Below are 23,319 nucleotides of genomic sequence, written 5' to 3' on the forward strand. Positions count from 1 at the left end.
TCAGGTGGGCGTGCGCATCAGCCGCGCCTTTTCGCGCTCCCAGTCGCGTTTCTTTTCGGTCTCGCGCTTGTCGTGCTGCTTCTTGCCCTTCGCGAGGCCGATTTCGCACTTCACCCGGCCGTCCTTGTAATGGAAGTTCAGCGGCACGAGCGTATAGCCGCGCTGCTCGACCTTGCCGATCAGCTTGTCGATCTGGTCGCGGTGCAGGAGCAGCTTGCGCGTGCGGACCGGGTCGGGATGGATGTGCGTCGATGCCTCGGGCAGCGGGCTGATGTGCGTGCCGATCAGGAACAGCTCGCCTTCCTTGATCACGACGTAGCCTTCCTTGATCTGGCCGCGTCCCGCGCGCAGGGCCTTGACCTCCCATCCCTCGAGCACGAGCCCTGCCTCGTGGCGCTCTTCGATGAAGTAGTCGAAGAACGCTTTTCTGTTGTCGATGATGCTCATAGGAAAATGGAAAAGGCCCAACTCGTTTAAAATTGCAATTTTAGCAAAGCGGGCCCGCGAATCAGCAAAGCCGGCCAGCGAACGCTATTCCCACCTTTGCCACGCGTTGCCACCCTATGGCGGATGTCCAGAAAACCGTGTTGATTCGCCATTCGGCGGAGCAGATGTTCGACCTCGTCACGGACGTGGCCGACTACCCCAACTTCCTGCCGTGGTGCGGTGGCGTCGAGGTCCGCCGCCAGGACGAAAACGGCATGGAGGCGAAGATCGACATCCACTTCAAGGGCATCAAGCAGCACTTCGCCACGCGTAACACGCAAAAGCGCCCGGAGCGCATCGACATGGAGTTCGCCGACGGGCCGTTTCGCAAGTTCACGGGCTACTGGCGCTTCACGCCGCTGCGCGCGGATGCCTGCAAGATCGAGTTCGCGTTGCACTACGAGTTCACAAACATTATTCTGGAAAAGCTCATCGGGCCGGTGTTCCACCATATCGCGAACACTTTCGTCGATTCGTTCGTGAAGCGCGCGGACCAGCGCTACGGCAAGGCATGATGGCCGCGAAGCTCTCTATCGACGTCTGCTACGCGCTGCCCGACGCACAGACGCTCGTTTCCGTCGAACTGGCGCCGGGCGCGACGGTCCAGCAGGCCATCGACGCCAGCGGGATCCTCGAACGGCACCCGGAAATCGACTTCTCGAAGCTCAAGGTCGGCATTTACGGCAAGATCAAGCCGCTCGACGCGGTGCTGGCCGATCACGACCGCGTGGAGATTTATCGGCCGCTGATCGTGGATCCGAAGGCCGCGCGCCAGCGGCGCGTGGACAAGACCCGCAAGTCGGGGTCGATCGAAGGGCGCAAGTGGCTGCCCAAGGACTCGCGCTGACCCTTCGCTACCCCTTTATTGCGCCGCGGTCTTGCGACGCTCGTTGCGGCCATGGCTTGGTCCCTCGCTGCCGATGCCCGGCAGGTCGCCTTCCGGCACGATGCCGTCACCGTGCGCCGTGTCTTCCGGGTCGCCCGAATGCTGGCGTACCGACCAACTGACGCCGGCCACGAGCAGCACGATGGCCGCGATTTCGAGCACGCGCGGCAGCCGGTGATCGTAGATGAAGCCATAGAGCAGGGCGAACAGCGTCTCGAACACGATCATCTGGCCCGAGAGCGTGAGCGGCAGGCGTTTCGCCGCCGCGTTCCAGAGCCCGTTGCCGAGCCACGACGCGCCGATCGCGAGCACGAGGTTCAGTTGCCAGAACGTCGTCCAGCGCGTTGCCGTGACGCTCTCCTGGACCATGCCGGCCGGCAGCGCGAGGATCGCGAGCCACAGTACGCCGCCGAGCGCGCCCGTCACGACGCCCCACAGGACCGACCATTCGTTGCCGCTGAAATGCGCGTTGCGATGCAGGTAGCGGGCATTTTCGACGGCGAACCACGTCCAGCAGACGAGTGCGCCCACGGCGCAGCCAATGCCCGCGATTTTCGTGAGCGTGCCGGCGCTGCCGCTGCTCGCGGCCGTGAAAACGTCAACGTTGATGCAGACGATGCCGGCCGCGATCATCGCGAGCGGCCAGACGAGGCGCGCGAGCGGTACGGCGCCGTGATCGCGCCGGCCAAGCAGCGTGACCGTCACGGGCAGCACGCCGACGATCAGCGAGGCGGGCGCGATGCCGACGAGATGGATCGCCGTGGCGAGAAAGAGGTAGTAGAGCAGGTTGCCCATCAGCGCGAGCTTCACGAGCGCGACGAGGTCGGCGCGCGTGATGCGCGGCCACACGCGGCGCAGCATCGGCAGCAGCGCGGCCAGCGAGACGAGGCCATACATCACGTAGCGCCCCGCGCTCAGGAGCAGCGGCGAGAATTCCGGCAGTTGGCGGGGCACCACGAAGACGGTTCCCCATAACGCACCGGCGAGCACGCCGTACAACACACCACGCTGCATGTTCAAAAGCTCCGCTTCGATCTGACTGGCCGCGAGCTTAACCGGTACGGCGCCCCGATGTCTTGTTCAATCCTGCAGCAGGACCCGTTCGCCATCGGCGGAATGCGGATGCCGACGCGAGTCGGCCGGGTCGCGCAGAAGGTTAAAGGGGCGGATCGATCGACGCCGGAATCCCGTCCTGCGAGCCCGGTCGATTTTGCTGAAATCGGCGCTAACCTACTGTTGATACTGATGATTTCCAGGGCGCTATCCCGTATAATCTGCTTTTGCGCCTATAGGATTTGCCATGCGTCTGATCCAGAAAGCACTCACGTTCGATGACGTGCTCCTCGTCCCCGCCTTTTCCGACGTTCTCCCGCGCGATACCAGCCTGAAGACCCGGCTGACCCGCAATATCTCCCTGAACATTCCGCTCGTTTCGGCCGCCATGGATACGGTCACGGAAGGTCGTCTCGCGATCGCGATGGCGCAGCAGGGCGGCGTCGGCATCATCCACAAAAATCTCACGCCGGCCGAGCAGGCGCGCGAAGTGGCGAAGGTGAAGCGTTTCGAGTCGGGCGTGGTGCGCGATCCGATCACGATTCCGCCGCAGATGAAGGTGCGCGACGTGATCGCGCTGTCGCAGCAGCATGGCATCTCCGGCTTCCCCGTGGTGGAAGGCGCGCAACTGATCGGCATCGTCACGAACCGCGACCTGCGTTTCGAAACGCGTCTGGACGAGCCGGTGCGCTCGATCATGACGCCGCGCGAGCGCCTCGTCACCGTCAAGGAAGGCACCCCGCTCACCGAGGCCAAGGCGCTCATGCACAGCCACCGCCTCGAGCGCGTGCTCGTCGTCAACGACGCGTTCGAACTGCGCGGCCTGATGACCGTGAAGGACATTACCAAGCAGACCGAGCACCCGGCCGCCTGCAAGGACGAGCACGGCAAGCTGCGCGCGGGCGCGGCCGTCGGCGTCGGTCCGGACAACGAAGAGCGCGTCGAACTGCTGGTGCAGGCCGGCGTGGATGTGATCGTCGTCGATACCGCGCACGGCCACAGCAAGGGCGTGCTCGAGCGCGTTCGCTGGGTCAAGAAGAACTTCCCGCACGTCGAGGTGATCGGCGGCAACATCGCCACGGCCGATGCGGCGCGCGCGCTCGTCGAGTACGGCGCGGACGGCGTGAAGGTCGGCATCGGTCCCGGCTCGATCTGCACGACGCGTATCGTGGCGGGCGTGGGCGTGCCGCAGATCAGCGCGATTTCCAACGTCTCGGAGGCGCTCAAGGGCACTGGCGTGCCGTGCATCGCCGACGGCGGCGTGCGCTACTCGGGCGACGTCTCGAAGGCGCTGGCAGCCGGCGCGAACGCCGTGATGATGGGCAGCATGTTCGCGGGCACCGAAGAGTCGCCGGGCGACGTGTTCCTCTTCCAGGGCCGCCAGTACAAGTCGTACCGCGGCATGGGCTCGGTCGGCGCGATGAAGGACGGCGCTGCGGACCGCTACTTCCAGGACAACTCGGCGAATATCGACAAGCTGGTGCCGGAAGGCATCGAAGGCCGCGTCGCCTACAAGGGTCCTATCAACGCCATCCTGTTCCAGTTGATCGGTGGCGTGCGCGCTTCGATGGGCTACTGCGGCTGCCGCACGATCGACGAACTGCATACGAAGGCGGAATTCGTGCAGATCACCGGCGCCGGCCTGCACGAATCTCACGTGCATGACGTGCAGATCACCAAGGAAGCCCCCAACTACCACGTGGACTGATCGCCGATGAAGCCATTGCTGCGTGTTGTCCTGATTGTCGATGCGTTGATGCTGCTGGGCTTTGGAGTGCTGTTCCTGCTGACTCCGTGGGCCTCGCTGTACGACGCGCTGCAACTGGTGCAGCCGCAGCCGGCGCTCGTCGGGCAGGTGTTCGGCGTGGTGCTGCTGGGTTTCGCGTGGCTCGTGGCGCGCGCGGCGTTCGACGGCGCAATGACCGCGCCGGTCGGCCGGGCGGCGGGCCACGTCAACTGGATCGCCGGCGTGCTGATGCTGGTCTGGCTGATCGGGCTGCATACGCCGCGGCTCACGGGCTTCGGTCAACTGGTGGCCGGTGGCGTGGGTGTCTGGCTGATCCTGATCGGTTTCAGTGTCGCGCGGCTTGCCGGCGCGGTCCGGCGGCGCGACAGGGCGCTGGCGACCGAGGCTGCCGTGGCGCAGCGCGAAGCGCGCAATGCGGCGAAACGCGAGCCGCATCCGGAGCCGGCAACCTACGCGGAGCCGGTGTTCGCCGCGGGCGCGACGTCGGCGGCGGTCCCCACCGCCGCCGAGCGGGTACCGCGCGAACCGGCGGCGCAGGCGCACTACGCTGAGCCGCCTGCCGCGGCCGATCCCGACCAGGCGCGTCTCGCCGCCCGCGACGAAGCTGCCGCCGCGCCGAGGCCGCCGCTCCATGGTTGAACGGCGCGAGGCGTTCAACCAGCCGGTCGTCCCAGCCGCCTTGCGTTTGAAATCAATTCATGCCGCGCGTGAAAAACGCGTGGCTTTTCGTATCCGTTCTTTTTAGGTCTCGTCCGCTGCCATGCACGACAAAATCCTGATCCTCGACTTCGGTTCGCAAGTCACCCAGCTCATCGCGCGCCGCGTGCGCGAAGCCCACGTCTATTCGGAAGTGCATCCGTACGACGTCGACGCCGCCTTCATTCGCGAATTCGCGCCAAAGGGCGTCATTCTCTCGGGTGGCCCGAACTCGGTCACCACCTCGGACACGCCGCGCGCGCCGCAAGCCGTGTTCGAACTGGGCGTACCGGTGCTCGGCATTTGCTACGGCATGCAGACGATGGCCGAGCAACTGGGCGGCAAGGTCGACAACGGCCACCTGCGCGAATTCGGCTATGCCGAAGTGCGTGCCCGCAATCACACGAGCCTGCTGGAAGGCATCCAGGACTTTCAGACGCCGGAAGGCCACGGCATGCTCAAGGTCTGGATGAGCCACGGCGACAAGGTCACCGAAATGCCGGAAGGCTTCAAGCTGATGGCCTCGACCGAATCGTGCCCGATCGCGGCGATGGCCGACGAGGCGCGTCATTTCTACGGCCTGCAATGGCACCCCGAAGTCACGCACACGGTGCAGGGCCGCGCCATGCTCGAGCGCTTCGTGCTTGGCATCTGCGGCGCGAAGGCCGATTGGGAGATGGGCCACTACATCGACGAAGCCGTCGAGACGATCCGCAAGCAGGTTGGCAACGAACACGTCATCCTGGGTCTCTCGGGCGGTGTCGATTCATCGGTGGCGGCGGCGCTGCTGCACCGTGCGATCGGCGACCAGTTGACCTGCGTGTTCGTCGATCACGGCTTGCTGCGCCTGAATGAGGCCGAGCAGGTGATGTCGATGTTCGCGGGCAATCTGGGCGTCAAGGTGATCCACGTCGATGCAAGCGAAGCATTCCTTTCGAAGCTCGCGGGCGTGACCGATCCGGAAGCGAAGCGCAAGATCATCGGTGCGGAATTTGTGGAGGTTTTCCAGGCCGAAGCGGGCAAGCTCACCGACGCCAGGTGGCTCGCTCAGGGCACGATCTATCCGGACGTGATCGAATCGGCGGGCAAGGGCAAGAACGCGGCGCACACGATCAAGAGCCACCACAACGTGGGCGGCCTGCCGGAGACGTTGAACCTCAAGCTGCTCGAGCCGCTGCGCGAGCTGTTCAAGGACGAAGTCCGCGAACTGGGTGTGAAGCTCGGCTTGCCGCACGAGATGGTGTATCGCCACCCGTTCCCGGGCCCGGGCCTCGGCGTGCGGATTCTTGGCGAAGTGAAGCGCGAGTTCGCCGATCTGCTGCGCCGCGCCGATGCGATCTTCATCGAGACGCTGCGCAATACCGTCGATAAGGAAACGGGCAAGTCGTGGTACGAACTGACGAGCCAGGCGTTCGCGGTGTTTCTGCCGGTGAAGAGCGTGGGCGTGATGGGCGATGGACGTACTTACGAGTACGTTGTTGCGTTGCGCGCCGTGCAGACGCTGGACTTCATGACCGCGCACTGGGCGCATCTGCCGCATGAACTGCTGGGGCATGTGTCGAACCGCATCATCAATGAGGTGCGCGGGATCAATCGGGTGGTGTACGACATTTCGGGGAAGCCGCCGGCGACGATTGAGTGGGAGTGAATTTACGTCCTTCGAGGACTATCGCCAGCTATCGAAAAACTGACGTAACGTATTGATTTAGAAATAAATACGTCACAGCAGCTATCGGTGGCTATCGCCGGCCAGCAGAAAAAGTTGGCGGTAGAGCTGACGGTAAAAATCGAGGCCGGATTAAGACGCTCTCGTTCACTATTCAGACTTTTACCGTCTTTGACGGTAAAAGCCTTCTCGGGAATGCTTGTTTTATGCGGCTTTCCGGGCATCAGCGGGTCTCCAGGTCCTTGACGGTAAAACCTGACGGTAAAGCCGTCACAAGCCGGAGGAAACCTCGATGCTTACTGACGCTGCACTACGAAATCTGAAGCCTAAGTCCAAGATTTATAAGGCTTCTGACCGGGACGGAATGTACGTGACGGTATCGCCTGGCGGCACTGTCACCTTCCGCTACGACTATCGCCTCAACGGCCGCCGCGAGACGCTGACGCTCGGGCGCTACGGCCCCGGCGGCATCTCGCTGGCGATGGCGCGCGAACTGCTCTTGGACGCGCGCAAAGCCGTGCTCAAGGGCACCTCGCCTGCGCTCGAAAAGCAGCGCGAGAAGCGCCGGGTAGTCGCCATCAAGACCTTCGGCACGGCGATGGACACCTGGCTGGCCAACGCAAGGTTGGCCGATAGCACGCGCGCCATGCGCAAGCACATCATCGACCGGGACATCCTGCCGGTCTTCCAGAATCGCCTGCTGACCGAGATCCAGGCCGAAGACCTGCGAGCCTTGTGCAACAAGGTCAAGGAACGCGGGGCGCCCGCCACCGCGGTCCAGATTCGGGACATCGTGAAGCAGGTCTATGTCTACGCCATCGCCCACGGCGAAAAGGTGGACAACCCCGCCAACAGCGTGGGCGCGGCGTCGATCGCCACCTTCGTCCCGAAGGACCGCGCCTTGTCGCCGCTGGAAATCCGACTGTTCGTGCAACAGATGGAGTCGGTGGCAACTTATCCAACCATCAAGCTCGCGCTGCGCCTGATCCTGCTGACGCTGGTGCGAAAGAGCGAACTGATCCAAGCCACTTGGGATGAGGTCGATTTCGAGAGCAAGACCTGGACGATCCCGAAGCAGCGGATGAAGGGGCGCAACCCGCACGTGGTCTATCTGTCGCGCCAGGCGCTCGACATCTTCGTGACGCTGCACACCTGCGCGGCCGGCTCAAGGTTCGTTTTTCCCTCTCGTTACGACGCCGAGCGGTTCATGTCCAATGCGACCTTGAATCGGGTCACGCAACTCATCGCGGAGGCGGCAAAGACCAAGGGGCTGCCGCTGCAACCGTTCACCGTCCACGACCTGCGCCGTACCGGCTCGACGCTGTTGAACGAAATCGGCTTCAACCGCGACTGGATCGAGAAGTGCCTGGCGCACGAGGACGGCCGTTCCTCGCGCTCGGTCTACAACAAGGCTGAGTACGCCGAGCAGCGGCGTCACATGCTGCAAGAGTGGGCCAACCTCGTCGATGCCTGGGGCGGCGGGCAGACCTACGTGCCAACGCTGTTGCCGAAGAACGTGGTGGTGCCGGCATTGAGCGCGGTAGCCTAAAAACGGCGGCAAGGTTGTCACTTGACAACCTTGCCGATCATCCTCATACTGGAGACCGCTCGTTCCCCTCATCCGAAAAAAGAGGTCGTCGAGGAAGCTCTCAGGCACGCCGAAGGGCAGGGCTGGCATGTCGAAGTCGGCGGCAGCCACGCCTGGGGGCGGATTTATTGCCCGTACAACGACGAGGAATGCCGCTGCGGCGAGTTCTGCATCACCAGCGTATGGAGCACGCCGAAGAACCCCGGCAACCACGCACGTGCCTTGCGGCGCGTCGTGGACAACTGCACGACGCACCGCAAGCAGCGCGAGGCTGACGGCGATGCCAAGGAGTAGCGCGATGGAATACACCTTCACCCTGAAGTACCAGCTCGCCGACGACGACCGCGACGCGGATGCGCTGGTCGGGCGCCTGGGCGAAGCCGGCTGCGACGATGCCTTGGTCGGCATCGGGCAGCCGGGGCGCTTGGCGCTGGAGTTCACCCGCGAAGCGGCCGACGCCGGCGCCGCCGTGCGCAGCGCATTGGCGGACGTGCGCCGTGCGGCGCCGTCGGCCAAGCTCATCGAGGTGGCGCCGGATTTGGTTGGCCTGACCGACGTGGCCGAGATCGTGGGCGTGTCGCGGCAGAACATGCGCAAGCTGATGCTGGCCCATCCAGGCAGCTTCCCAGCGCCGTTGCATGAGGGCAGCGCCTCGATCTGGCACTTGGCGGACGTGCTGACCTGGTTGCAGGCCAAGGGCAGCTACGCGCTGGCCAAGGACGTGCTGGACGTGGCGCGGGTGGCTTTGCAGGTCAACGTGGCGAAGGAAGGCCAGCGATTGCCGCGCTCGGCGTCCAAGGAACTGCAAGCCTTGGTTGGATGAGCGCCGTTGCCCGGCGTCATTCCTCACTCGAACCCGCCCGAACAGGGCGGGTTTTTCGTTGATAGACATCCGGCTTGGAGACACGGCCGCGAGGCGCTTGCTTGCGCTGCTCGATCCACGTTTCCACTTCGGCCAAGTCCCACACGACGCAGCGCGGCGTCAGGTTGAAGCGACGCGGGAACTCGCCGCGGCGCTCCATTTCATAGATCGTCGTTTCAGCCAGGGGGACGATCAGCCGCAGTTCTTGCCGGCGGATGGTGCGCCGGAAAGGAAGGGGGCTCTTCGGAAACTGTGGCAGCGCCTCGTAGGCTTCCGTCCCTGGCAGTGGCAGGGGGCGGCTGGCATCGAGGGCAGGCGGGGGCAGGGTTTCCACGACGGGCTCCATGAGTACCTTGTGCATGGAGGCATGGTGAGGTTCGGCACCTATCGGGACAACTCGCTGTGGCGTAGAGCAGCGAATGACAGGGCGCGGGGGGGCGAAACATGAGCTAAGTTATTGACTCGAATCGTCTTCCCGCCAAGTTCTCTAATTTTCTCTGATTTTCTCCATGCATGGCTCGGGATAGGGTATAGTCCCAACCATGTCGGAAAATATTCTCACGATTCGGGAGGTGGCTGACCTCCTGAAAATCAACGAAAAGACGGTGTACAAGCTCGTCGCCGCCGCGAAGATTCCCGGCATGAAGGTCGGCGGCTCGTGGCGGTTCGACCGCGCCACGATTACGCTCTGGCTCAAGAACCAGAGCGCCACCGACATCGCCGCCAATGACGGCGCGGACGTAGCGCCGGAGCCGTCCGCCGAGACCACGCTCCCCAACGCGCACTACTCCCCACAACAGGGCACGTTCTTCGCCCACCGCATCACGCTGGAAGGCACGGGGGAGGATGCGCTGGCGCAATCCCTCTCGACCGCCCGCGTGGACATGAACCCGCATCAGGTGGACGCCGCGCTCTTCGCGCTGGCGTCGCCTCTGTCCAAGGGCGTCTTGCTCGCCGACGAAGTCGGCCTCGGCAAGACCATCGAGGCGAGCCTTGTCATTGCCCAGCGCTGGGCCGAGCGCAAGCGCCGCATCCTGCTTGTCGTGCCCGCCTCCTTGCGCAAGCAGTGGAGCCAGGAGCTTTACGACAAGTTCTCTCTCCCCTCCGTCATCGTCGAGCGCAAGAGCTACAACGACCTGCGCAAGAAGGGCATCGCCAAACCCTTCGCACATCCCGACCACGTCGTCATCACGTCCTACGAATTCGCGGCACTCAAGGACAACGAGATTCGCTCCGGTCAGTGGGATCTCGTCGTGTTCGACGAGGCCCACCGCCTGCGCAATGTCTACCGGAAGGATGGGGCCGCGCGCGCCAAGAAACTCCGCGACGCCACGCGCCCGTTCTTCAAGATTCTGCTGACGGCGACGCCGTTGCAGAACTCGCTGATGGAACTCTACGGCCTCGTCTCCGTGCTCGACGAGCACCACTTCGGCGACGAGGACTCGTTCCGCAGCCAGTACGTCGTGGGCGCGGGGGCGCGCAACGGGCACATCTTCCTGCGCAAGCGGTTGGAACCGATTTGCAAGCGCACCCTCCGCCGTCAGGTGCAACAGGCGGGCCTCATCCGCTACACCGAGCGCAGTCCGCTCACGATGGAATACGCGCCCTCGCAAGACGAATTGAAGCTCTACGCTGACGTGTCGGCCTATCTGCAACGGAAGGACACCATTGCCTTCGGCAACAAGCCGAACCAGCTTGTCACGATGGTCGTGCGCAAGATTTTGGGTTCGTCCACCTTCGCCATTGCCGACACGCTCAAGAAAATCATCGACCGTCTCAAGCAGATGGAGACGCCGACCGTCGAGACCGTCGCGGACTACGATGTCATCGACGAAGAGGCCGAAGAGTTCGACGACAACGGCAACGGCGAGGCACAGGAAGCGCCCCCGATTGACCCCGAGAAGCTGAAAGCGGAAATCGCCGAGCTTGAGAGCTACCGCAAGCTGGCGCTCTCCATCGGGCAGAACGAGAAGGGCAATGCGCTCATCAAGGCGCTCCCGCAAGTCCTCGCCGAAATCGTGAAGAAAGGCGGACAGCGCAAGGCCGTCATCTTCACCGAATCCGTGCGGACGCAGACCTATCTTGTGGCGCTTCTCGCCGAGAAGGGCTATGCCGACGACATCGTGCTTCTGAACGGCTCGAACGCCGACCCGCAGAGCAAGTCCATCTATCAGAACTGGCTCGCGCAGAACAAAGGCACCGACGCCGTCTCCGGCTCCAAGACGGCAGACATGAAGGCCGCCATCGTCGAAGCCTTCCGCGACTGCAAGACCATCCTGATTGCCACGGAATCCGGCGCGGAGGGTATCAACCTTCAATTTTGCTCTCTCCTGGTCAACTTCGACCTGCCTTGGAATCCGCAACGGGTGGAACAGCGCATCGGGCGCTGTCACCGCTACGGGCAGAAGATTGACGTCACCGTTGTCAACTTCCTCAACCTCAAGAACCACGCCGAACAGCGCATCCACCAGCTTCTCGACCAGAAGTTCAATTTGTTCAAGGGCGTCTTCGGCGCGAGCGACGAAGTGCTGGGCGTCATCGAGCGCGGCGTGGACATCGAGCGCCGCATCTTCCAAATCGTGCAGAGCGCGCGCACCGAAACCGAAATCGACGCCGCCTTCGACAAGTTGCAAGACGACCTGAAAGCGCAAATCGACGAGCAGATACTCGACGCGCGCAAGCGGCTTTTGGAATCCGTGGACGAGAGGGTCATCGACCGTCTCAAGACCCGCAAGGACGAAATCCGCAACCAGCTTTCCGACTTCGAGAAGCAGCTTCTCTACGTCGCGCGGGCGGAGATTCCCGAGGCGCGCTTCCACGCGAACGACGAGCGCCGCTTCGACTATCGCGGCGAAACCTATACGACCGAATGGCCACTCGCCGACGAAAAGGGCTGGCGGTTCTTCCGCCTGATGGAAGGCACCTTGGCGACCGACGTGGTGAAGAAGGCGAAGGAGCGCCGCTTCGACGCGGCCTCGTGCCTGCGTTTCGACCTTTCAAGCTATCGCGGCGGTCGCCTGACCGATGTGGAGCCTCTGCGCGGCAAGGCCGGATGGGCGCGCATCGGCAAGTTCAGCATCGTGACCAAGGCCATCACGCGCGAGCATCTGGTCATGGCTGCCGTCACCGACGACGGCGAGGCCGTCCACCCCGAAACCTTCGAGCGCCTGTTCCGCGTACCCGCGCAGAACGAGCCGCCCGTCGGCACCCCGCCCGAGGACGCCTTGCAGGGCTGTGAAGCCGTACGCCGCAAGGAGCTTCTGGACGAGGCGGAAAAGCAGAACGCCGAATGGCTCGACGTGGAAAGCGAAAACCTCGACCACTACGCCGAAGACTTGGAACGCGCCTTCGAGACGGAAATCAAGACCGTCGAAGCGGAAGTCAAGGAAGCCAAGAAGGCCATGCGCGGCTCGATCCTGCCTATGGCGGAAAAGCTCGCCGAGAAGAAGCGCATCAACGGGCTTGAAGCCAAGCGCGACAAGCTGAAACGCGAGTTCTTCGACCGCCGCGAGAAAATCCGCGAGGAAGTCGAAGCCATGCTCGACAAGATTCAGGCGAGCCTGCTGCTCGACCCGTCTCTCGCGCCGCTGTTCACCATCCGGTGGGAGGTGACATGAGCAGGGAGTTCATCAGTAAGGCGACGCGCAATGAGTTCCGCGAAGTGCTCGTCGGCTCCACCTTGCGCGAGATAGATATGTTCTTCGAGGCGGGCGGCCTGTCACCTAAGGCCGGCTACGAACCGTCGGTCGGGGGCCAGCGCCGAAGCTCGGTCGAGACCTATTACGCCAACATCGACTTCTCGTCGCCCGCCGACACGCGCAAGCTCCTCGTCACCTACGAAGAAATTATCGAGGACTTACGACGCGCCCAGGATGCCGCGCCGAACGACAAGCTGCGAGCGACCGTCAACAGCCTGTTGCGCCGCATGGAGCGCGACGGCTTCCGCTACGAGAACGGGCACTTCACGTCCGACTCGCTCACCGCCGCAATCGTCCATGCCCCGACGCTTGTTCGCCTCACGGAAGAATCCATACAGGAGCACGTCGAGAAGGCGCGACACAAAATCGCCAACGGCGACGCGGCGGGCGCGATCGCCAACGCCTATACGCTCGTCGAAGAGTTCCTGAAACAGCTTTTGCGCAAGACCGCCATCGCCTTCAACGAAAGCGAGGGCGATATCCGCGCCCTCTACAAAGCCGTCGCTGCGCCCTTGCACCTCGACCCCAAGGGCGACTCCCTTGAGAACTACATCAAGACAATTCTGGAGGGTCTCCAACGGCAAGTTGCCGGATTGTTCGAGGTTGCCAACAAGGCCAGCGACCGCCACGCTCGCCGCTACAACCCGGCCCCCCACCACGCGAAGCTCGCGGTCAATGCGGCTTTCACCCTCTGCGAATTCCTTTTGGAATCGTTTGAATATCAACAGAAGAAGAATCAGCGACCCGCATCATGAGCAACCGAAAGCAACGTCTGGAACTGACATGGATTGGCAAGGACGAGCGTCTGCGCCTTGAGCCGCGCATCCTTCTGGAAGACGCGGAGAAGTCTCATCACGCCAAGGTGCTCTTCACTGACCACGACATCTTCGACAACGTCCTCATCCAAGGCGACAACCTGCTCGCGCTCAAGGCGCTTGAGCAGGAGTACACGGGGAAGGTGAAGTGCGTATTCATCGACCCGCCGTATAACACCGGAAGCGCCTTCCAGCACTACGACGACGGCGTCGAACATTCGATCTGGCTGTCGCTCATGCGTGACCGACTCGAAATTCTCGCCAAGCTTCTCACCGAAGACGGCTCGCTCTGGATAACCATTGACGACAATGAAGCGCATTACCTCAAGGTGCTGCTAGATGAGATTCTAGGCCGCGGCTCTTTCATCGCATCCAATGTTTGGCAGAAACGCTACTCAAGGGAGAATCGCGAGGCGATTGGCGACGCCCATGACTACGTCCTCGTGTATGCCAAAAATCCCAATCTGTTCAAGGCCGTCCGCAATCTTGTGCCAATCACCGAAGAGCAGGCAAAGGTCTACAAGAACGTAAATGATGACAAGCGCGGTCGTTGGCGGCCCATTCCGATGACCGCGCAGGGGTATCGGCCGAATCAGATGTACAAGATTGTCGCCCCTGGCGGCGCGGTTCACGAGCCGCCTGAAGGCCGATGCTGGTCAATGATTGAGCCGGAATTTCTTAAGCTCCGAGCCGAAGGCCGTATCTATTTCGGCAAAGACAACAACAGCCAGCCCAATGTCATCCGTTATCTCGATGAGGTCGAAGGGTTCGTGCCGTGGACATGGTGGCCTCATGATGAAGTCGGTCATACGGACGAAGCCAAGAAGGAAATGCACTACCTCTTCGGGAAGGATGATCCTTTCCCTACGCCGAAGCCCGAACGGTTGCTTCGTCGAATCATTCACATTGCAACCGACCCTGGCGACCTCGTTCTCGACTCCTTTGCCGGTTCCGGCACAACAGGAGCCGTTGCGCACAAGATGGGGCGGCGGTGGGTCATGGTGGAACTCGGAGAGCACTGCGGAACGCACATTGCTCCCCGTTTGAAAAAGGTCATCGACGGCACGGACGCCGGCGGCGTCACAGAGGCCGTCGAATGGAAAGGCGGCGGTGGGTTCCGTTACTACCGCCTGGCACCCTCGCTCCTTGAGAAAGACTCGTGGGGGAATTGGGTAATCTCCAAGGAGTTCGACGCGGCGAAGCTCTCGCAGGCCGTGTGCAAGCTGATGGGCTTTGTCTATCAGCCCGACGAGACGCACTATTGGATGCAGGGCCGGTCTTCGGAGACGGACTTTATCTACGTCACCACGCAGAGCCTAACGCACGACCAGCTTTCAGCGATTTCCGAGGCCGTCGGCGACGAGCGCACCTTGCTGGTGTGCTGTAAGGCATTCCGCGCCAATGCGGACTCCTTTCCAAATCTCACTATCAGGAAAATCCCCCAAGCCGTGCTTCGCAAGTGCGAGTGGGGTCACGACGATTACAGCCTCAACGTGGCTAACCTGCCCGAAGCCCCGCGCGAAGCGCAGGGAGCCGACGACCCCGCCCAACCTCCCAAGACGCGCAAGAAGCGCAATGGCACTTCGCAGGATGACCTGTTCAGCCAGGAGGGCGGGAAGTGACTGACCGTACCGTCCGCACCATCAGCCAGCGGCTTTCGCTTCGCAAGCCGCAGGTGGACTCGCTGGAAATCCTCGCCGACGTTGCCAGCAGGATTGCGCTCGAAAAGGGTGGCGACCCCGCCGCCGCGCTCGCCGCCATCCGCGACCTCTATCCCTCCGTCACGGACTTCGAGCACGAGTTTCCGTCGCTCTGCTTCGCCCTTGCGACGGGCGTGGGCAAGACCCGCCTCATGGGCGCGTTCATTTCCTATCTGTACCTCACGGGCAAGAGCCGCCATTTCTTCGTGCTCGCGCCGAACACGACCATCTACGAAAAGCTGATTGCCGACTTCTCGCCCGACAGCCCGAAGTACGTCTTCAAGGGCATTGCCGAATTCGCGGCGAATCTGCCGCTCATCATCACCGGCGACAACTATGAAAGCGGCGTCGGCGTGCGGTACGAGACCGGACGCTCGACCGACATCTTCGGCTCCGACGTTCATATCAACATCTTCAACGTCGATAAAATCAACAAGGAAGAAAGCCCGCGCGGCAAGCCGAAGATGAAGCGGCTTCAAGAGACGATCGGCGAGAGCTATTACGCCTACCTCTCCAAGCTCGACGACCTCGTCTTGCTGATGGATGAAGCGCACCGCTACCGCGCGAGCGCGGGTGCCGCCGCCATCGACGGCCTCAAGCCCATTCTCGGTCTGGAACTGACGGCGACGCCGAAGACCGTGGGCGCGCGGCCCGTGCCGTTCAAGAACGTCATCTACAGCTACACGCTCGGGCAGGCTATGGCGGACGGCTTCGTCAAGGAACCCGCCGTCGCTACCCGCAAGGACTTCGACCCGAAATCCGTGGGCGACAAGGAACTTGAGCGCATCAAGCTCGAAGACGCCGTCCACCACCACGACCACGTCGCCGTGGAACTCGACCGCTATCACCGCACGACCGGAGCGCCCAAGGTGCATCCATTCATCCTCGTCGTTGCGGCGGATACGACCGAAGCCAAGCGCTTGCGCGACTTCATCGAATCCGAGGACTTCTTCAAGGGCCGCTTCAAGGACAAGGTGGCGGAAGTGCATTCCGCCCTCCGCGGCGAAGAGAGCGAAGACGCGACCGCGCGTCTGGTGGCGCTCGAAAAGGACGCACGTACGGACGTCGTCATCCACGTCAACAAGCTCAAGGAAGGCTGGGACGTGACGAACCTCTATACCATCGTTCCGCTCCGCGCCTCCGCGTCCGAAATCCTGACCGAGCAGACCCTGGGGCGCGGCCTCCGTCTGCCCTTCGGAAAGCGCGTGTCCAAGGGCGGCAACGAGGAGTTTGCCGCCGTTGACCGGCTCACCGTCATCGCCCACGAGCGTTTCGACGACATCATCGCCAAGGCCCGCGAGCCCGGCTCCATCGTCATGAAGACTGTCGAAATCGGGGAAGGCGGGGATATTTCCGTAACGGGCGCGACCCTTGTGACAGCGCCTTCCGTCGTCGAAATGATTGTGACGGGTGTGCAACCGGAAATCCCCGGCTTTGCCAAGGAAGAGTGCGACGCCTTCGTATTCAAGTCGCCGACGGAGGCGAAGGCCGCCGAAATCACGCTCGAAGTCATCAAACGCTACGAGCGCAAACTCGGAAGCGCCGAGGCGTTGCGCGGCGCGGAGGTGCAGAAGCAGATTGCCGACGAAGTGCGCGAGTTGGTTCGACCCGTTCAGGGCACGCTCGAAGGCATCATCGAAGCGCCGCGCATCGACCAAATCGTGCAGACCGTCGCCGTCACTGTTGCCGACCGCACCATTTCCATCCCGCAAATCGTCGTCCTGCCCAAGAAGCAGGTGACGTTCACCTTCGAGGACTTTGACCTCGACAACCTCGCGTCCGTCAATCTGCGCCCGATTGAGGACGGCATTGTCATCGAAGACCTGCGCACCCAGGCGCGGGTCTATCTCGCCCGCGCCATCGACGATCCGCGCGAGGGCCGCGCGGAAGACTATCTCTTGCGCTACCTCATCGAGCGCAACGAGATTGACTACGACGCCCACGCTGGCTTGCTCTACAAGCTGGCGGGGCAAGTCGTCGCGCGCGTGAAGTCCTATCTCGCGAACGACGCCGAGGTGGAAAACGTCCTGCTCCGGCACGGACGCCACCTTGCGGATTTCATCTTTGCGCAAATGATGAACCACTATCGCGAGACGCCGCTTGGCGAGGACGACTACGAAGTCACCGTCACGCGGGGTTTCATGCTTCTCCAAGCCCAGCCGATGAACGTGCCCGCCGGACAGCGCGTCCGCGACTTCAAGCAGGCCGTAGCACCGCTCTCCGACACCCGCAAGCACGTCTTCGGCGGCTTCTCGAAGTGTTGTTACACGCTTCAAAAGTTCGATACCGACCCCGAACGCCGCCTTGCCGTCGTCGTCGAGGCCGACCCGAGCACGGAGAAGTGGATAAAGCCGGGGCGTAACCAGTTCCGCATCGACTATCGCTCGGGCGAAGCCTACGAGCCGGACTTCGTCGTCGAGACCAAGACGAACATGCTCATCTGCGAAGTGAAGGCGCAGAACGAACTCGACGACGCGACCGTCAAGGCCAAAGCCGCCGCCGCGACCAAGTGGTGCAAGACCGCGACGGAACACGCGCCTGGCGGCGGCACGAAGCCTTGGGTCTACCTCCTCATTCCCGACGACCAGATACGCGCCAATTCCACGCTCGACGGACTCGTGGCCAAGTACGCCACTTCATGAGGGAGGCCCACGATGACGGGTGGACAAAAGCACAGCGCAGACTTTCAGCGACTGATTGAGCGCCGCCGCAAGTTCATCGACGGCCTCGACGCCAATCGCGGGGAAATCAACCTCGATATCTTCGAGGACTTCTATCCCGACCGCGCGCACTTCGTCTACGAGCTTCTGCAAAACGCCGAGGACGCGGGCGCTACGGAAGTGTCCTTCACGCTTACGCCCGACCGCCTCGTCTGCGAGCATGACGGGCGCGTGTTCACGCTTGAGGACGTGAAGTCGATTACCGGCCTCCACGACAGCACGAAGGCGCAGGCCCAGGACAAAATCGGCAAGTTCGGCGTCGGCTTCAAGTCCGTCTTCGTCTATACGGCAGCCCCGTCGATTTACTCCGGCGACTTCGCCTTCCGCATCGTCCAGTTGATTCTTCCCGAGCCGATTGCTCCCGCCGCGTCGCTTGCTCAACGGACGCGGTTCGAGTTTCCTTTCGACAATGCCAAGAAGCCGAAGGCTGACGCCCATGCGGAAATCGCCGCCGGTTTGAAGGAACTGGACGAGAAGACTCTTCTCTTCCTGTCCAGCCTCCAATCGGTCAACTGGCGCATCGACGCGGAGACGACGGGCGCGGTGCGCCGTTACAAGCATTCGGACTTTCACTTTGAAGTCCTGAAAGAGCTTGGCGGCAAGACCGCCGCCAGTTCACACTTCCTCAAGTTCGACGAGGCCGTTCTCGGCCTTGAGAAGCAGCGCGTCGCCGTCGCTTTTCCTTTGGACTTCCTTCCTGGCGTTCCACGCTTCCAGCAGGGAAGGCCGCTTGCCGGACAAGTGAAGATTATTCCCGCCGAGCCGGGGAGCGTCGCCGTGTTCTTTCCGGCTGTGAAGGAATCATCCGGCTTGCGCTTTCATCTGCATGGGCCTTTCGTGCCCGAGTTGAGCCGTGCCAGCATCAAGGAGACGAAGGCCAATCTTCCGCTCTTCGAGCAACTTGCCGCGCTTGCCGGTCAATCCCTGCACCGTATCAAGGAGCTTGGCCTCCTGACGCCGGACTTCCTTTCGGTGCTCCCGAATCCGCAAGACCAGATTCCACCGCGCTATCAGGGCATCCGCGCCGCCATCGTGGACGAAATGAAGGCGCATCCGCTGACACCGACCCACGCGCGCGGACACGCGCCCGCGAACCGTCTCATTCAGGCAAGAGCTTCCCTCAAGTCCTTGCTCTCGGAAGAGGACATCGAATTCCTTGTGGACTACGACGACGATCCGCCGCTTTGGGCGGTCGGCGCGACGCAGAGAAGCAGCCGCATCGACAATTTCCTCTCGGGGCTGGGCATCCGCGAGTGGGGCCTCGAAGAATTCGTTGAAGCCCTTTGCGACAAGGTGAACGAAGATGCCTTCTTCCGTACCGAGCCGGACGAGGGATTCTTGTCGTGGTTGCAGGAAAAGCCGCCTCTCTGGATGCAGGAGTTTTACGCCTTGCTTCACGCCGAGGCGAAAGACGAAGCCCATCGGCTCAAGTCTCTTCGCATCGTGCGCCTTGCCGACGGGACGCTTAGCAAGGGCAACCGTGCCTTCTTCTCCGGCGACGGCGCCGGCAAGAGTGTCGCTGTTGCCGATAAGGCCGTCTACACGTCGGGCACCAGCAAGAACCAGCAGGAGAACGCGAAGAATCTTCTGACGCTCGTCGGCGTTCGTGAAATCGGCGAGGCCGAGGAAGTCGAAATCATCCTCAAGAGCCGTTACACCAAGGAAGCGGAACTGCCGGACGATGCCACCTACGCGGAAGACCTCAAGCGCTTCGTGGCGCTTGTCGAGAAGCAACCTGATAAGGCAAAGCTGTTCGGCGCGTTCTACATCTTCCAAGGCGAGGACGAGAAGTGGTATCGGCCTGAGGACATCTACCTCGACCAGCCGTATGCGGATACCAACCTGTCCTCGTACTACGGGGCGCTTTCGCCGGAGGTGCGCCTGGAAGCCCTCCACGGCAGCTACCGCAACTGCGGTGTGGAAGTGGAGCGGCTTGGAAAATTCGCGCGCGCCGCAGGTGCCAGGGGCGTACTGCGGGTGAACGAGACCACCTGCGAGAAGAATCCCGAATGGAATTACCTCTTGATGGTCGCCGGAAGCCGCGCCTCGACCTACATCAATCGGGATTACTTCATTCCGCACCTCGTGGAATTGTTGAAGACGCCGTCGCTCGGTCTTTCGCGCCTCGTCTGGCGGACGCTGACGAACTTCCCGTCCTATCCCAGCTATCTGCAAGCGACCTATCAGATGAACAAGTCGAACGGTGCCCGCGCCGCCGCATCTCGTCTCGTCCATGCGCTTCGCGCGGCAAGCTGGATTCCGCAGGGCGACGGCGTTTTTGTTCGCCCAGCCGACGCCTCGCGCGAATTGCTTCCGAAGGGCTTCCCCTTCGATTCCGGCTATGCGTGGCTCAAGGCCGTCCAGTTCGGCGAAACGGCGATACGGGCGTCGGCCCAGGCGCTTCAAAAGGAAGCCGCCGCAAAGAGCCTCGGATTCAGCGACGCCGCCGCTGCCGAACGCGCCAAGCGCTTCAATGAATTGCCCGAGTCCGAGCAGGAGAGGATTCTTGCCGCGCTCGACGCCAGCAATAAGGCTCCCATCCCCGACCGCCCGCTCGCCAATCCCGAGCGGCGCTCGAAGAACGTGCGCGAACAGGCATTGAAGGCCCCCGACAAGGAATCCGAAGTCCGCGAGCGTTCGGTTTCCATCGACAAGGAGGAAGTCAAGGAACAGGCCGACACGTATCTGCGCGAGCACTACCGCAATGCCGACGGCGAAATGACCTGCCAGATATGCAAAGGGCCTTTGCCTTTCAAGCTCGACGACGGGCGCGAATACTTCGAGGTCGTGGAATTCCTGCCGGAGCTACGCAAACGTCACCCCCAGAACTATCTGGCGCTCTGCCCGAACCATTCCGCCATGTATCGGTTCGTGAACGGCTCGAAAGAGACGACGCGAGACGAATTTCAGGCCATCGAGGGGAACGAGTTGCCCGTGGTTCTGGCAGAGAAGGACGTGACTGTGTATTTCAGCAAGACGCACATCGTAGACCTCAAGGCCGTGCTGGAAGCGGAAGAAAGTCTTCCGCCCGCACCCGAAGGGGCCGTAAACGGCGCGCTGGCGCAGGGCGTCCGATAGCGGACGGCAAGACTCCGGGAGCTACAGAAGAACAATGGCAAACGTCCTTCAAGAGATTCAAACATGGTCGGCAGACCGTCCGACATGGCAACGCGACGCGCTCCGCCGTCTTGTCATGAACGGCGATCTGGGCGCAGAGGACATCGACGCCCTGACGGCGATTTGCAAGGGCGAACATGGGTTGACGGAGAAGGTTGCGGCGCAACCGCTTGCCAAGGAACACGTGCCGGAGCGCGGGGGAGCGGCGCAGGCGGTTTCGCTGGACTCCATCTTCCATCACAAGGGCGTCAACGCCCTTGCCGAGAACCAGACCCTCAAGTTCGCCTCCGGCCTCACCATCGTCTACGGCGATAATGGTGCGGGAAAGACCGGATACATTCGCATCCTCAAGCAAGCCTGCCGCGCGCGCGGGCAGGAGACGATTCTCGGCAACGTCGTGATAACCGGCGCGGCTCCGCCCAAACCGACTGTCGCCATCAAATACAAGGTCGGAACCGATATCGCCGCCCGCGAGTGGACGGGCGGCGACGCGGATGAGTTCGTCTCCCGCGTGAGCATCTTCGACACGCAATGCGCCGCCGTTTATTTGAATGAGCGGACGGACGTGGCCTTTCTGCCCTTCGGCCTCGACCTTTTCGATAAGCTCGTCCGCGCCTGCAAGGCCGTTCGCGCAAAACTGGAAACCGAGCAACGCGCGTTGAACACCAATGCCCTGGCGGGCGCCATCGCGCAGATTCCGCAGGGAACGGCGGCGGCGAAGCTGGTGAACGGCATCACCCTGTTTACCAAGCCGGAGGACGTGCAGACCATTGCGCGCCTCAAGCCCGAGGAACAGGAGCGGCTTGCCTTTCTGGAAAAGGCCCTCCAAGACCTGCAAGCCAACGATCCGCAGAAGCTCGTCGCGCAACTGACCCTCCGCGCGAACCGCGTCCGCGCGCTTGCCGACCATCTGCGCGGGGTGGAAACGGCGCTGGCGGACGCGGAAGTGACCGCAGTGTTCGACACGCGGAAGGAAGGACGCCGCAAAAGCGAGGAAGCGAAGCGGTTGCGCGAAGCGACGTTTCCGCAAGGTTTGCTTGCCGGAACCGGCGGCGAGCAGTGGAAGGCCATGTGGGAGGCGGCGCGGCTGTTCTCGGAGCAACAGGCGTATCAGGGTCAAGGCTTTCCCGTCACGGAGGGTGGCGCGAAATGCGTCCTTTGCCAGCAAGACCTCGACCATGCCGCCGCCCACCGGCTCAAGCACTTCGAGGAATTCGTGGTCTCGACGACGGAGAAGGAGCTTCGGCAGATACGCGACGAATTCACGCGCAGGCGCAACGCTTTTGCCAATCTCAAGACGTCCACGGATGCGGTCGAAGAAACCCTCAAGGAACTGCGCCTGGAGCATGAGGCCAAGGCCGAAGCCATCAGCGCCGCCATATCCCAGAGCGAGAAGCGCCGCGCCGCTATCGTTGCGGCGCTCGCCGAGAACAAAGACCTCGGCGAAGACTTTCAAGCGCTCGCGGCATCTTCGACCCAAGCCAAATCCATCGGCGATGAAATCGACGCTCGCCTCAAGTCGCTGCGCGAGGCCGGAGCCGCCGACGCCAAGAAAAAGATGACCGACGAGGCGCAGGAATTGCGCGCGCGGGTCTTGCTCGGCAAGCACGAGAAGACGCTTCTTGATGAAATTGAGAACAAGAAGAAAATCGCCGCCTACGCCCAATGCATCGACGAGACCAAGCCGAACGCCATCACGCAGAAAAGCTCCGCCGTGACGAAGGCGGTCGTCTCAGAAAGCCTCAAGAAGAGCTTCAAGGACGAGTTGAAGGCATTGGAATTCAACCACGTCGAAGTCGAGCTAAAAGAGCAAGGCGGCGTGGAAGGCGTATTCTATCACAAGCTCGTCCTCACCAGAAACCCGACCATCGACGTTCCCAAGGTCGTGAGCGAGGGGGAACAGCGGTGCATTTCCATAGCGGCTTTCTTCGCCGAACTTAGCACCGCCGACGACCCCTCCGGCATCGTGTTCGACGACCCCGTGTCTTCGCTCGACTTCCAGTGGCGGAGCGCCGTCGCGCGACGGCTGGTGGAGGAATCAAAGCGAAGACAGGTCATCGTCTTTACGCACGATGTCGTCTTCCTGCTGGCACTCAAGCAATTTGCCGCGCAGACGGACGTTCAGCCTCTCGACCAGCACGTCCGCAGACAGGTCAACGGCGCAGGCGTGTGCCGCGAGGAATTGCCTTGGCTTGCGATGCGCGTGAAGGACAAGATTGGGTTCCTCAAGTGTTCCGTCGCGATCTAAACGGTATTCTGTAGTGCGAGATATTTGGCGTTGAGAC

General features: G+C 62.3%; 17 protein-coding genes. 14 read left to right on the forward strand and 3 right to left on the reverse strand.

The features are described from left to right. Window positions 1-447, reverse strand: a complete 447-nt coding sequence (gene smpB, locus V8683_RS22380) for an SsrA-binding protein SmpB (RefSeq protein WP_411189715.1) — start codon at window positions 445-447, stop codon at window positions 1-3. A 116-nt stretch (window positions 448-563) separates the two neighbouring features. On the opposite strand from smpB, the gene V8683_RS22385 reads away from it, so the two are divergent. Continuing rightward, on the forward strand, window positions 564-1,001 hold the full coding sequence (locus tag V8683_RS22385) for a type II toxin-antitoxin system RatA family toxin (protein ID WP_411189714.1): 438 nt from the start codon (window positions 564-566) through the stop codon (window positions 999-1,001). Continuing rightward, a complete protein-coding gene (locus V8683_RS22390; RefSeq protein ID WP_411190555.1) occupies window positions 1,001-1,333 on the forward strand; it encodes an RnfH family protein in 333 nt (110 codons plus the stop codon). The genes V8683_RS22385 and V8683_RS22390 overlap by 1 nt, the downstream gene beginning before the upstream one ends. A 15-nt stretch (window positions 1,334-1,348) precedes the next feature. Here the strand turns inward: V8683_RS22390 and V8683_RS22395 are convergent, their stop codons facing one another. Further along, window positions 1,349-2,386 carry a DMT family transporter gene (locus V8683_RS22395; RefSeq protein ID WP_411189713.1) on the reverse strand — a complete coding sequence of 346 codons (1,038 nt, stop codon included), beginning with the start codon at window positions 2,384-2,386 and terminating at the stop codon, window positions 1,349-1,351. A 286-nt stretch (window positions 2,387-2,672) separates the two neighbouring features. Between V8683_RS22395 and guaB the strand changes: the two genes are divergently transcribed. From guaB to V8683_RS22425, 6 genes are all read left to right on the forward strand, one after another. Next, window positions 2,673-4,133, forward strand: coding sequence for an IMP dehydrogenase (guaB, locus tag V8683_RS22400; RefSeq protein ID WP_411189712.1), 1,461 nt, complete (start codon window positions 2,673-2,675; stop codon window positions 4,131-4,133). Between the two features lie 6 nt (window positions 4,134-4,139). Next, window positions 4,140-4,811 carry a hypothetical protein gene (locus tag V8683_RS22405; protein ID WP_411189711.1) on the forward strand — a complete coding sequence of 224 codons (672 nt, stop codon included), beginning with the start codon at window positions 4,140-4,142 and terminating at the stop codon, window positions 4,809-4,811. 121 nt (window positions 4,812-4,932) lie between these two features. Beyond that, the gene (guaA, locus tag V8683_RS22410) at window positions 4,933-6,516 is read left to right on the forward strand and encodes a glutamine-hydrolyzing GMP synthase (protein WP_411189710.1); all 1,584 of its coding nucleotides are present in this window, start codon (window positions 4,933-4,935) and stop codon (window positions 6,514-6,516) included. A gap of 310 nt (window positions 6,517-6,826) precedes the next feature. Next, entirely contained in the window at window positions 6,827-8,083 is a 1,257-nt protein-coding gene (locus tag V8683_RS22415) for a tyrosine-type recombinase/integrase (protein ID WP_411189709.1), read from the forward strand. Between the two features lie 21 nt (window positions 8,084-8,104). Further along, window positions 8,105-8,416, forward strand: coding sequence for a hypothetical protein (locus V8683_RS22420; protein WP_411189708.1), 312 nt, complete (start codon window positions 8,105-8,107; stop codon window positions 8,414-8,416). A 4-nt stretch (window positions 8,417-8,420) separates the two neighbouring features. Next, entirely contained in the window at window positions 8,421-8,945 is a 525-nt protein-coding gene (locus V8683_RS22425; RefSeq protein WP_411189707.1) for a helix-turn-helix transcriptional regulator, read from the forward strand. A gap of 16 nt (window positions 8,946-8,961) precedes the next feature. Here V8683_RS22425 and V8683_RS22430 read toward each other — a convergent pair whose 3' ends face one another. Beyond that, a complete protein-coding gene (locus V8683_RS22430; RefSeq protein ID WP_411190554.1) occupies window positions 8,962-9,330 on the reverse strand; it encodes a helix-turn-helix transcriptional regulator in 369 nt (122 codons plus the stop codon). A gap of 196 nt (window positions 9,331-9,526) precedes the next feature. Between V8683_RS22430 and V8683_RS22435 the strand changes: the two genes are divergently transcribed. The 6 genes from V8683_RS22435 to V8683_RS22460 all read left to right on the forward strand — a co-directional run bounded on the left by V8683_RS22435 (window position 9,527) and on the right by V8683_RS22460 (window position 23,282). Continuing rightward, window positions 9,527-12,601, forward strand: a complete 3,075-nt coding sequence (locus V8683_RS22435; RefSeq protein WP_411189706.1) for an SNF2-related protein — start codon at window positions 9,527-9,529, stop codon at window positions 12,599-12,601. Then, on the forward strand, window positions 12,598-13,437 hold the full coding sequence (locus V8683_RS22440; RefSeq protein ID WP_411189705.1) for an abortive infection family protein: 840 nt from the start codon (window positions 12,598-12,600) through the stop codon (window positions 13,435-13,437). Before V8683_RS22435 ends, V8683_RS22440 begins: the two co-directional genes overlap by 4 nt. After that, complete coding sequence (locus tag V8683_RS22445) at window positions 13,434-15,119, forward strand: site-specific DNA-methyltransferase (protein ID WP_411189704.1); 1,686 nt, start codon at window positions 13,434-13,436, stop codon at window positions 15,117-15,119. Before V8683_RS22440 ends, V8683_RS22445 begins: the two co-directional genes overlap by 4 nt. Then, on the forward strand, window positions 15,116-17,839 hold the full coding sequence (locus V8683_RS22450) for a DEAD/DEAH box helicase (RefSeq protein ID WP_411189703.1): 2,724 nt from the start codon (window positions 15,116-15,118) through the stop codon (window positions 17,837-17,839). Before V8683_RS22445 ends, V8683_RS22450 begins: the two co-directional genes overlap by 4 nt. 12 nt (window positions 17,840-17,851) lie before the next feature. Next, window positions 17,852-20,995, forward strand: a complete 3,144-nt coding sequence (locus V8683_RS22455; RefSeq protein ID WP_411189702.1) for a sacsin N-terminal ATP-binding-like domain-containing protein — start codon at window positions 17,852-17,854, stop codon at window positions 20,993-20,995. A 115-nt stretch (window positions 20,996-21,110) separates the two neighbouring features. Further along, entirely contained in the window at window positions 21,111-23,282 is a 2,172-nt protein-coding gene (locus V8683_RS22460; RefSeq protein ID WP_411189701.1) for an AAA family ATPase, read from the forward strand. Window positions 23,283-23,319: the final 37 nt, after the last annotated feature.

The sequence above is a fragment of the Paraburkholderia sp. AV2 genome, from assembly GCF_054968425.1.